Genomic DNA, 10,939 nt, shown 5'->3' with positions numbered 1-10,939 from the left:
TAGCAAGAAGGACACACCTGTTCCCATTCCGAACACAGCCGTTAAGCTTCTTAGCGCCGATGGTAGTTGGACCTTTGGTCCTGTGAGAGTAGGTCATTGCCACGCCGTGTGTTTCATGTTATTCCGCAATAGCTCAGCTGGCAGAGCGCATGACTGTTAATCATGATGTCGTAGGTTCGAGCCCTACTTGCGGAGTGATTTAATAGGTTAGCATGGAGAGTTGTCCGAGCTGGCCGAAGGAGCACGATTGGAAATCGTGTAGGCGGTAACCCGTCTCAAGGGTTCGAATCCCTTACTCTCCGTTTATTATCTATTATTTATATGAAGGTCCGTTGGTCAAGTGGTTAAGACACCGCCCTTTCACGGCGGTAACACGGGTTCGAATCCCGTACGGATCATTTGAAAATTTAAAAATCCCTGGAGGTTTAGCTCAGCTGGGAGAGCATCTGCCTTACAAGCAGAGGGTCAGCGGTTCGATCCCGTTAACCTCCATTGAAATTATGGTTCCGTGGTGTAGGGGTTAACATGCCTGCCTGTCACGCAGGAGATCGCGGGTTCAAATCCCGTCGGGACCGTATATTTTATATATTGGCTTGGTAGCTCAGTTGGTAGAGCACTTGATTGAAGCTCAAGGTGTCGGCGGTTCGATTCCGTCCCAAGCCATTGGAGGGGTAGCGAAGTGGCTAAACGCGGCGGACTGTAAATCCGCTCCTTCGGGTTCGGCAGTTCGAATCTGCCCCCCTCCATTATTTTTATGTTATTAGTAGGGAATTTACATTGTTCTCCTTCTTAGGGGCATAGTTTAACGGTAGAACAAAGGTCTCCAAAACCTTCGGTGTGGGTTCGATTCCTACTGCCCCTGTATATCACATATAATGGCGATTGTGGCGAAGTGGTTAACGCATCGGTTTGTGGATCCGACACTCGTGGGTTCGATTCCCATCAGTCGCCCTTGTTATTATTTTTTAACATTGGGGTATAGCCAAGCGGTAAGGCAACGGACTTTGACTCCGTCATTCGTTGGTTCGAATCCAGCTACCCCAGTTTTTTTTGCTATTTATAGCCATTTAAATGGCGGTGTAGCCAAGTGGTAAGGCACGGGTCTGCAAAACCCTCATTCGTCGGTTCAAATCCGATCACCGCCTTTCCTTTTAGTTTCTTAAAATTAAATATCATTATTATGCCGGTGTGGCGGAATAGGCAGACGCGCTGGACTCAAAATCCTGTGCCCTCGCGGGCGTGTCGGTTCGACCCCGACCACCGGTATCACGAATTACAATGAGAAGTCTATAGATTATCTTTTGAAATGATTTATAGGCTTTTTTGTTGTCTATGATTGGATATCATTATCATAGCTTGCTTTTACGATTATGTAAGTAATGCGTTTTACTTACTTATTGAACATTACTATTGATGTAAACGTTATTATTCGGTAGGATATGAAGTGTAGTATAACAGTTAATAATAGTCATCGACAAAGGGGAGATAAGATAATTGGTTAAGATTACATTTATTGGAGCAGGTAGTACGGTTTTTGTTAAAAATATTCTTGGAGATACGATGTTAACACCAAGTTTAAGTGATGCAGAAATGGCATTATATGATATAGACGAAAAAAGATTAAGAGAATCTGAATTGATGTTAAAGACGATTAATAAAAATTCAAATCATAATCGAGCGAAAATTATTTCATATCTTGATCGCAAAGAAGCTTTACGAAATGCAGACTTTGTTATTAATGCTATCCAAGTCGGAGGCTACAAGCCAAGTACGGTAATTGATTTTGAAATACCAAAGAAATATGGTTTAAAACAGACGATAGGTGATACTGTTGGAATTGGTGGTATTTTTAGAGCCTTAAGAACATTTCCAGTTATGCTAGACTTTGCAAAAGAAATGGAAGAAGTCTGTCCCAATGCATGGTTATTAAACTACACAAATCCAATGGCCATGTTAACAATGGGGATGTTAAAGGGGACTAAAATAAAAACAGCTGGTCTTTGTCACAGTGTGCAAGCTTGTGTACCAGATCTTTTCGGTTATCTAGGCATTGCTGAAACAGAAAACTTAGATGATTTCCAATGGAAAATTGCTGGGATTAATCATATGGCTTGGTTGCTTGAAATTAACAAAAATGGAGAAGACTTTTATCCAACGATCAAGGAACTTGCTAAAAAAGTAGAAGATCCTCATCATGATTCAGTCCGTTTTGAACTAATGAATCGTTTTGGTTACTATGTAACCGAGTCTAGTGAGCATAATGCTGAATACCATCCTTATTTTATCAAAGATAAATATCCAGAGTTAATTGAGCGATTTGGTATTCCAATTGATGAATATTTACGTCGTTGCGAGCAGCAAATTATTGATTGGGAAAAGAGACGTGATGATATTGTTGAAAATGGAGAATTAACCCATAGCAGAAGTAACGAATATGCTTCTTATATTATGGATGCAATCGTAACTGGAAAGCCAACGATGATTGCTGGAAATGTTCTAAATCATGGTTTAATTACAAATTTACCGGAAGGTGCTTGTGTTGAAGTGCCATGTCTGGTGGATAAAAATGGCATTCAACCAACCTTTGTTGGTGATCTTCCAACTCAATTAGCTGCTCTTAACCGGACGAATATTAATGTTCAGGAATTAGTAGTTGAAGCAGCTCTTACATTAGATAAGAGTAAAATTTATCAAGCAGCCTTTTTAGATCCCCATACTAACTCCGAATTATCAATGGATGATATTGTTTCTTTATGTGATGAATTAATAGAAGCTCATGGAGAATATTTACCGCAATATCATTAAGTTGCCAAATTGATAAAAAATAAATAATTTAAGTCTATATCTCTTTCTTAATAAATAAAGGGTTATAGGCTTTTTTTTTTTAAAATAATTGATCAAATATTATAGTATTAAATTTGAAAAAATAATAAAAATATGGTTTTATTAGATTGCCTCGATAATATAACATAATGTTAACAGCAACATTGTGTTGGTTGAGGAGGATAGTGGAGGTGGTATTATTCAAAATGCATTTGTCCATTTATTGAATTGGGTAGGTCGTCTTGTCTACTTAAACATTTTATGGATTATATTTAGTTTACCTTTAGTGACGGTGATACCAAGCTCTTTTGCCTTGATTTATTTAATGACTGAAAGCATTAATCATAATAAAGCGATTAGTTTTAAGAAATACTTACAGGCATTTAGATCAAACTTAAAAGATAGTTACTATTTTTCTTTGCCAATAGTTGGCGTTATATTGCTTATTTGGCTGGATTTAAAAATCGTCTCGATTAGTAATTATTGGTTTTAGAGTATTTGGTTTTATACAATTGTCGTTATTGCATTTATTCTTATATTTACTGCTCATATAGCGATATTTATTAGAATAAATATTCGGTTAAATAGTCGTTATAGTTTGATGCTTGCGGCAATTATGTTGTTTAAACAACCTCAAATAACAATTGGGCTTGTTTTGGCTTATTTACTTTTGGTCGGCTTATGGTTATTTCAAACTGGATTGGCTATTTGTTTTTTTGCTAGTTTTCCTGCTTTTGTTTTATGTAAGTTATGTCTGAGAAGCATTGATGTAATGCAAAAGTTTGTACCAATTGATTCAAAATTTTTTGGAAATAATAATGAAGGAATTTAAAAATGAAAAATAAAATGATTAAAAAATTATTTGCGGTATCAGCTACCGTTTTACTCACAGCTCCACTTCATCTTTTCTCAGGAGTAAATTTTGAACCACTTAAAGTAGCTGCTCAAGAAGAAGTTTTTGAATTAGATTTCTGGTCTTTCTGGGGTTCAGAACCTCGTCGTAATTTTATTGAAAAAATTGTAGAGGATTTTAATAATTCGCAAGATAGTATTCATGTTACTCATACATTTCTTCCTTGGGGAGATATTTGGACAAAAAATTTAGCGTCGATTGCTGCTGGCGATCCTGCAGACGTTATTATTAATGATATTAATTCAACACGTCAACGGGCACAAAAAAATCAAAATACAAATTTAGCTGAGTTTATTAATCAAGAAGGAGAAGACTTTGCAGGTCAGTATTATGAACATTTGTGGGAAGCAACTGTTTATGAAGGGGATAACTATGCGATTCCGTTCAATACAGATACACGGATTTTATATTACAACAAAGATATGTTTGAAGAAGTTGGTCTTGACCCGGAACAACCGCCAACCACTTGGGATGAATTAAAAGAGATGGCGCAACAATTAGATATCATTGATGGCAATCGTATCCAAAGATTGGGCTATATCCCACGTTATGGTATTCAAGGCGATGTCTATTATATGAATGCCACTGGCCATGGTTTTTGGGATTTTGACAATAATGTCCCAACGATTAATGATCCAAAAGGTGTTGAAATTCTTGATTGGGTAATGGATTTTGAACAAGACTATGGTTCAGATAGTTTAACTGCTTTTACTGCTGAATTTGGTAATCAACAAGCAGATCCTTTTATGAGTGGAAAAATTGCAATGATGGTGAAGGAAGCTACTCATTATTCACAAATTGCTGCTTATGCACCTGATTTGAATTTTGGTGTAGCTGAATTACCAGAATTTAAAGATGGTTATGGTCATACTTCATGGGGAGGTGGATTTGTTGCTGAAATTCCATATGGTGCAGAAAATCCAGAAGCTTCTTGGGAGTTTATTAAATACCTTACGGGAGTTGAAGCGCAAGAATATTGGGCAGTTAATAATTTTGATAATGTCGCCAATATTGAAGCCTCTCAAAATGCATTTAATAATGAAGGGTTAACAGAAAAAGGACTCGAAGTCTACCGTGTTGCCGTTGATAATTTAGCTCAAACGATTCTGGCTCCTGTGCCAGTTGAATTACCAGATTTATTAAACCTTGTAAATCCTGAATTTGACTTAATTTATTTAGGACAAAAAACACCTCAGGAAGCCTTAGATTCTGCTCAACAAATGGCTGAGCAACAAATGATGCCAATCGAGTAAATTTATATGTAAAGTCAGGATATGGTGCTTAAGCACTTTATACCTGACTTTTATCTATCTATAAAATATAAGGAGTTAAATTGATGAGACAAAATCAAATCATCACTTCAAAAAAACAAAAAGGGAATAGATCTTTAAAGCGACGTGAAAATATACAAGGATATGTATTTATTTTACCTTGGATTATAGGGATGTTGGCTTTTACATTAGGACCGCTGTTGTTTTCTTTGTTTGCAAGTTTTACTAACTATGATATTACATCGCAAATGGATTTTATTGGTTTCGGAAATTACAGGCGGATGTTTCAACGTGACCCCTTATTTTGGATTTCATTAGGGAATACCGTATATTATGTGATTATTTCGGTTCCTCTATCGATTATTGCGGCTATTTTTGTTTCGTTATTAATGAATCAAAAAATAAAAGGGATTCGTTTTTTTAGAACCATTTATTATTTGCCAGCTGTATTATCGGGTGTTGGAGTTTATTTTTTATGGATGCAATTATTAAGTCCACAATCTGGTCTTGTTAATACTGTGTTATCTTGGGTAGGAATACAAGGGCCTGCTTGGTTGTATGATCCCAATTGGACGAAGCCAGCTTTAATATGATGAATTTGTGGAAAGCGGGCGGTTCTATGTTGTTATATTTAGCTGCCTTACAAAATATTTCGCCTACTTTATATGAAGCAGCTGAAATAGATGGAGCTGGTTTCTTTAGGAAATTATTTAATGTTACGATTCCTATGATTACACCGATAATTTTCTTTGATTTAATTACTAGCACGATTGGTGCCTTTCAGATATTTCAAGAAGCTTATGTAATGTCCAATAATGGTGAGGGTGGACCGGCTAATTCCCTTTTATTCTTTAATTTACATATGTGGAATAAGGCTTTTGTTACCTTTGAAATGGGCTATGCAATGGCTCTATCATGGATATTATTTATTATCGTATTTATTTTAACGCTTATTAATTTAAGAATGGCGCCTCGTTGGGTCCATTATGAAGGAGGCAATTAATTGGGCAAACAACATAATTTAAAGAGTATTAAACGGAGTAGGAAAATCAGTCAAATGACGATTTTTGTCATTTTACTATTAGGAGCAGTTGTTCTTTTAAGTCCTATTTGGTGGATGATTAGTACGTCATTTAAATCGATGGGAGAAATCATGCAATTTCCACCTACATTTATTCCGCAAGAATGGCATTTTGAAAATTATATTCATACTTGGAATACAGCAAATTTTACGCGATATACCTTAAATACACTTTTTGTCGCAGCTGTATCTGTATTTGCTAATGTTTTGTCTAACTCTTTTATAGCCTATGGATTTGCAAAAATCGATTTTGTTGGAAAAAATATCCTCTTTTCTCTCTTACTAGCGACGATGATGTTACCGGGCTTTGTCACTTTAATTCCTACCTATGTGATGTTTGCTAAATTAGGATGGTTAAATACCTACCTTCCTTTACTTGTTCCGGGTTTTTTTGGGAGTGCTTTTAATATTTTTCTAATAAGGCAGTTTTATTTATCGATTCCTGATGAATTATCACAAGCGGCTAAAATAGACGGTGCTTCCCATATTTATATTTGGGCTCGGATTATGGTTCCACTAGCCAAACCTGCTTTAGCGACCATTGCTGTTTTTAGTTTTAATGGGGCTTGGAATGATTTTTTAGGTCCTTTATTGTACTTAAATGATCCATCATTATATACTTTACAAATTGGTCTTCAAGTTTTTAAAGGCCAAGTGGCTACACAATGGAATTATTTGATGGCTGGTTCTATTATCGTTTTAATTCCTGTCATTGTCCTCTTTTTCACTTTCCAAGGATATTTTATCGAAGGAATGAATATATCTTCTGGCTCAAAAGGTTAATATTAAAAGCTATCTCTATCATCTTTATATATTAATATGATAGAATTTTTAATTTTACAACAAAAATCTAACTAAATTTTCATAATATTGAAGTTTTCCCTCTCTACTTATGTTATACTCAGTGCGTAAGGACATGAAACCTTATTATCGCACTCTGTCAATGGCGATGGATATTTTATTATGGAGGCATTTATTATGAGAGAGCTTTGGAATTTTTCAGCCGGACCCGCACAAATTCCTTTAGAAGTGTTAGAAAAGATTCAGGCAGAGTTTTTGTCTTATCAGGGACAAAAGATGTCGATTGTCGAAATGAGTCATCGATCCGATATATTTCTTAATTTAATGGAAGAGACACAAGAAAAATTAATAAATATCATGGGTATTCCTGAAGATTATGCTGTCCTTTTTCTACAAGGTGGTGCAAGTCTACAATTTGTAATGGTCCCAATGAACCTTCAGAAAAATGGGAAGGTAGGCTTTATCCATACAGGAAATTGGTCCAAGAAAGCAATGGAAGAAGCTCAAAAAATAGGGATGCAAGTTGATATTATCGCTAGCAGCGAAGATAAAAACTTTACCTATATTCCTTCATGGTCGAATAATCTTTCGGCATATGACTATCTTCATATTACTTCAAATAATACTTTAGAAGGGACTTGTTTTTCGCATTTCCCAGAAATTGCAGATATTCCATTAGTTGCAGATATGAGTTCAAATATTTTATCCGAGCCTTTAGATGTATCAAAGTTTGACCTGATTTATGCAGGAGCCCAAAAGAATTTGGGAATCGCAGGTTTAACATTGGTGATTATACGTAAAGATTTAATTCAAACGAAAGTTAATATTCCCAACATACTAAGCTATCGGTCGCATTATGAAAATAATTCTGTTTACCATACACCTCCTACTTTTGCTATTTATTGTTTAAAGCTTATTCTTGATTGGATAGAGGCACAAGGTGGTATTGAAGAAATAGCTGTCGTTAACCGCAAAAAAGCTCAATTATTATATGATTATCTGGATCAATCTGAGATATTTTCACCGATTGTGGTGACAAAGAGTGACCGATCAATTATGAATATTCCATTTAAAACAGCAAATACAGATTTAGATAATGAATTTATACAATATTGCCAAGCTTACAATATCGTTAATATAAAAGGTCACCGTCAAGTAGGTGGGATGCGAGCGTCTATATACAATGCTATGCCAATCGATGGTGTTGGAGCCTTAATTAAAGTGATGCAAGCATTTGAAGAAGAAAAAAGGGGATAAGTTTAATGGATATTCGTGTCTATAATAAAATAGCTGATGAAGGCCTGGATATTTTAATGCAAAAAGGTTTTTCACTGAATCAAACAAATAATCCGGAAGGAATTATTTTGCGGAGTGAAAATATTAACCAATTGCCTTTTAATCAAAATCTACTGGCTATTGCAAGGGCAGGAGCGGGGATTAATAATATTCCCGTAGAAAAAGCAATTGAAAAGGGGATTGTTGTTTTTAATACTCCAGGGGCTAATGCTAATGCTGTTAGTGAATTGGTATTTACATCCCTTATAGTAGCCATTCGAAATATGCTTCCGGCTATGAGTTGGTTAAATGGCTTAATGGGGGAAGATATTTCTAGTCAAGTTGAAGCAGGAAAAAAGCAGTTTAAAGGTAGTGAAATTAAAGATAAAACGATAGGAGTTATTGGTTTAGGTTCGATTGGCCATATGGTAGCCAATACGGCGATTAAATTAGGGATGGAGGTTTATGGATATGATCCTTACATAAAAGAGGAAGCAGCTTATCGTTTAGATTCTCAAATTAAACGTGTGGATAATATTAATACTCTTTATGAAAAAGCTGATTTTGTCACCATCCATGTTCCTTATACAAAGGAAAATCATCATTTTATTAACAAAGCAGCTATTAATTCAATGAAAAAAACAGCCATTTTATTGAACTTTTCTCGTTCAGAGTTGGTGGATTTGGATGCCGTAATAGAGGCTCTTGATAATCAAATTTTGCAGTATTATTTAACTGATTTTCCTGAAGCAAGTATAATGGGTAGAAGTGATTGTCTCCTTTTTCCACATTTAGGCGCATCAACTAATGAAGCTGAGAAAGTCTCAGCACAAATGGCTGCGCATCAACTATCTGATTTTATTTTAACAGGGAATATTAGAAATTCAGTGAATTTTCCAAATGTGCAAATAGATATTGAAACCGACTACCGCCTAGCCATAGTCAATCGGAACATCCCTAATATGATCACACTACTAGTAACTGAGTTAGGTGACCATCAAATAAATATCGCTCATTTAACCAATAAATCACGAGGAGCTTATGCCTATACCCTAATTGATTTTGATGAAGAAAATCCTGAAATTGTAGAAGCAATGAAGGAAAAGATTTTTGCGAATGAAAATATACTTAGTGCGCGGTTAATTCAAAGAAAATAATTAAAAGGAGACTAAGAATGGTAAAATTTAAAACTTTTAAAGCCATCCGTCCGAATCCTGAAATTGTAGAAGCTGTTGTGAGCTTGCCTTATGATGTTATCAACCGTCAAGAAGCCATAAATTTAGTTGAAAATAATCCATATTCATACTTACATATTGACCGAAGTGAAGTAGACTTGCCCGAGCTTAGTAATCCATATGCAGATGAAGTCTATGCAAAGGCAGCTGAGAATTTAACGATTTTTCTGAAAAAAAATTGGTTGCAAAAAGAAGAAAAAGCCATGTTCTATATATATGAATTAAATTTCTTAGGACAAAGTCAAACAGGGCTAGTAGGGACCGCTAGTGTTGAGGATTATTTGAATAAAGATATTAAAAAACATGAATTCACACGCTATGAAAAAGAAATCGATCGTATCCGACATATGGATGCTTGTGATGCCAATACTAGTCCGGTATTTCTTACCTATCGTGGCTTAGATATGATTGATATTATTATTAATAATTGGAAAGTATCACATCCACCTATCTATGATTTTGAAAGTTTCCATGATACCCATCATAAAGTGTGGATTATTGATAATAATGAAGTCCAAATTGAAATACAAAGTTTATTTGAGAATCATGTTCCGAGTCTTTATATCGCTGATGGTCATCATCGTACTGAAAGTGCTGCAAAAGTCAGTATGATGCGACAAGAAAGTAATCAAATATCAAAGAGTGATCATTACTTTCTAGCGGTAGCATTTCCAATTCAACAACTTCGTATTTTTGATTACAACCGTATCGTTAAAGCTGAATTACCAGCTAATTTTTTAATGTTGCTAGAAGCAGACTTTGAAATAGAAAAAGTTAAGTTGGAGGACCGTAAACCGTTTGAACAAGGAGTCATCGCACTTTATTTTGATAAACAATGGTATCATTTACGCTTAAAAGCTGATCGTGTATCTACTGATATTGTTGATGCATTAGATGCTTCCATTGCACAAAAATATATATTTGCGAAAGTATTTGGCATTGAAGATCCTCGGCAAGATCATCGCATTGATTTTGTCGGAGGCATTAGAGGATTAGATGTACTTGAGGAAGCTGTTGATAAAGGGGTAGCTACTTTAGCAGTCGCCTTATATTCAACCAACAAAGAAGATTTGTTAAATGTAGCTGATTTGGGAGAAGTGATGCCACCAAAATCCACTTGGTTTGAACCCAAATTATTAAGTGGTTTGTTTGTACATGATTTGGAGTCAAAAACTTAAAATAAATATCAGAAAAATAATTCGCACTTTATTCTACATGCATGGGTGCTAAGCAAAAATAAGTAGACCATTATTCAACTGCAACTTGTTGAATAATGGCCTATTTAAATTTGTGACAAATATTAATCATTCGATTGCTAAACGCGTTAAAGCTTTTTAATTTGCCTATCACCCGTTTACCAAACGCATGCCTATTTCCGCCAAATACAAGACTCATTCAAAATTATTAGAAGATATTTATTTTTATATATGAAAGGGCTTGCATTTATTGATAACCTAGTTTATAATCAAATCCAAGGAAGTTATTTTTTTTGAAAACCTATGTAATCGATTACAGAAACAAAATATACTGAAAGAGATCA

The 10,939-nt window shown here is 35.1% G+C and carries 7 protein-coding genes, 12 tRNA genes, 1 rRNA gene and 1 pseudogene; all 21 read left to right on the top strand.

The window, feature by feature from the left end; genetic code table 11:
• A 5S ribosomal RNA gene (rrf, locus tag ACTQ54_RS08475) occupies nucleotides 1-105 on the top strand; the annotation flags it as partial.
• A 17-nt stretch (nucleotides 106-122) separates the two neighbouring features.
• A tRNA-Asn gene (locus tag ACTQ54_RS08470) sits at nucleotides 123-195 on the top strand.
• 19 nt (nucleotides 196-214) lie between these two features.
• Nucleotides 215-302 (top strand) — tRNA-Ser (locus tag ACTQ54_RS08465).
• A gap of 24 nt (nucleotides 303-326) precedes the next feature.
• Nucleotides 327-398: transfer RNA gene (locus ACTQ54_RS08460), tRNA-Glu, on the top strand.
• 21 nt (nucleotides 399-419) lie between these two features.
• A tRNA-Val gene (locus ACTQ54_RS08455) sits at nucleotides 420-492 on the top strand.
• 10 nt (nucleotides 493-502) lie between these two features.
• Nucleotides 503-575, top strand: a tRNA-Asp gene (locus ACTQ54_RS08450).
• Between the two features lie 15 nt (nucleotides 576-590).
• Nucleotides 591-663: transfer RNA gene (locus tag ACTQ54_RS08445), tRNA-Phe, on the top strand.
• 2 nt (nucleotides 664-665) lie between these two features.
• Nucleotides 666-746 (top strand) — tRNA-Tyr (locus tag ACTQ54_RS08440).
• Between the two features lie 45 nt (nucleotides 747-791).
• Nucleotides 792-862 (top strand) — tRNA-Trp (locus ACTQ54_RS08435).
• Between the two features lie 16 nt (nucleotides 863-878).
• A tRNA-His gene (locus tag ACTQ54_RS08430) sits at nucleotides 879-951 on the top strand.
• Nucleotides 952-972: 21 nt separating this feature from the next.
• Nucleotides 973-1,044: transfer RNA gene (locus ACTQ54_RS08425), tRNA-Gln, on the top strand.
• A 29-nt stretch (nucleotides 1,045-1,073) separates the two neighbouring features.
• Nucleotides 1,074-1,145 (top strand) — tRNA-Cys (locus ACTQ54_RS08420).
• Between the two features lie 37 nt (nucleotides 1,146-1,182).
• Nucleotides 1,183-1,266 (top strand) — tRNA-Leu (locus tag ACTQ54_RS08415).
• A gap of 228 nt (nucleotides 1,267-1,494) precedes the next feature.
• Nucleotides 1,495-2,805 carry an alpha-glucosidase/alpha-galactosidase gene (locus ACTQ54_RS08410; RefSeq protein ID WP_441755913.1) on the top strand — a complete coding sequence of 437 codons (1,311 nt, stop codon included), beginning with the start codon at nucleotides 1,495-1,497 and terminating at the stop codon, nucleotides 2,803-2,805.
• A 184-nt stretch (nucleotides 2,806-2,989) separates the two neighbouring features.
• On the top strand, nucleotides 2,990-3,316 hold the full coding sequence (locus ACTQ54_RS08405; protein WP_441755911.1) for a DUF624 domain-containing protein: 327 nt from the start codon (nucleotides 2,990-2,992) through the stop codon (nucleotides 3,314-3,316).
• Nucleotides 3,317-3,657: 341 nt separating this feature from the next.
• Nucleotides 3,658-4,989 (top strand): ABC transporter substrate-binding protein, encoded by a 1,332-nt coding sequence (locus tag ACTQ54_RS08400; protein ID WP_441755909.1) that lies wholly within the window; start codon nucleotides 3,658-3,660, stop codon nucleotides 4,987-4,989.
• Between the two features lie 191 nt (nucleotides 4,990-5,180).
• Nucleotides 5,181-6,010 (top strand): annotated as a pseudogene (locus tag ACTQ54_RS08395) (carbohydrate ABC transporter permease).
• Nucleotides 6,011-6,064: 54 nt separating this feature from the next.
• On the top strand, nucleotides 6,065-6,871 hold the full coding sequence (locus ACTQ54_RS08390) for a carbohydrate ABC transporter permease (protein WP_441755923.1): 807 nt from the start codon (nucleotides 6,065-6,067) through the stop codon (nucleotides 6,869-6,871).
• Nucleotides 6,872-7,066: 195 nt separating this feature from the next.
• A complete protein-coding gene (serC, locus tag ACTQ54_RS08385; protein WP_441755907.1) occupies nucleotides 7,067-8,146 on the top strand; it encodes a 3-phosphoserine/phosphohydroxythreonine transaminase in 1,080 nt (359 codons plus the stop codon).
• Nucleotides 8,147-8,151: 5 nt separating this feature from the next.
• The gene (locus tag ACTQ54_RS08380; RefSeq protein WP_441755905.1) at nucleotides 8,152-9,321 is read left to right on the top strand and encodes a 3-phosphoglycerate dehydrogenase family protein; all 1,170 of its coding nucleotides are present in this window, start codon (nucleotides 8,152-8,154) and stop codon (nucleotides 9,319-9,321) included.
• A gap of 17 nt (nucleotides 9,322-9,338) precedes the next feature.
• Entirely contained in the window at nucleotides 9,339-10,577 is a 1,239-nt protein-coding gene (locus ACTQ54_RS08375; protein WP_441755903.1) for a DUF1015 domain-containing protein, read from the top strand.
• The last annotated feature ends 362 nt before the right edge of the window (nucleotides 10,578-10,939 follow it).

The sequence above is a fragment of the Fundicoccus sp. Sow4_H7 genome, from assembly GCF_052115865.1.
GTDB lineage: Bacteria > Bacillota > Bacilli > Lactobacillales > Aerococcaceae > Fundicoccus_A.
The sequence above is the reverse complement of the archived record's forward strand: the minus strand, read 5'-3'. Positions and strand labels throughout refer to the sequence as shown.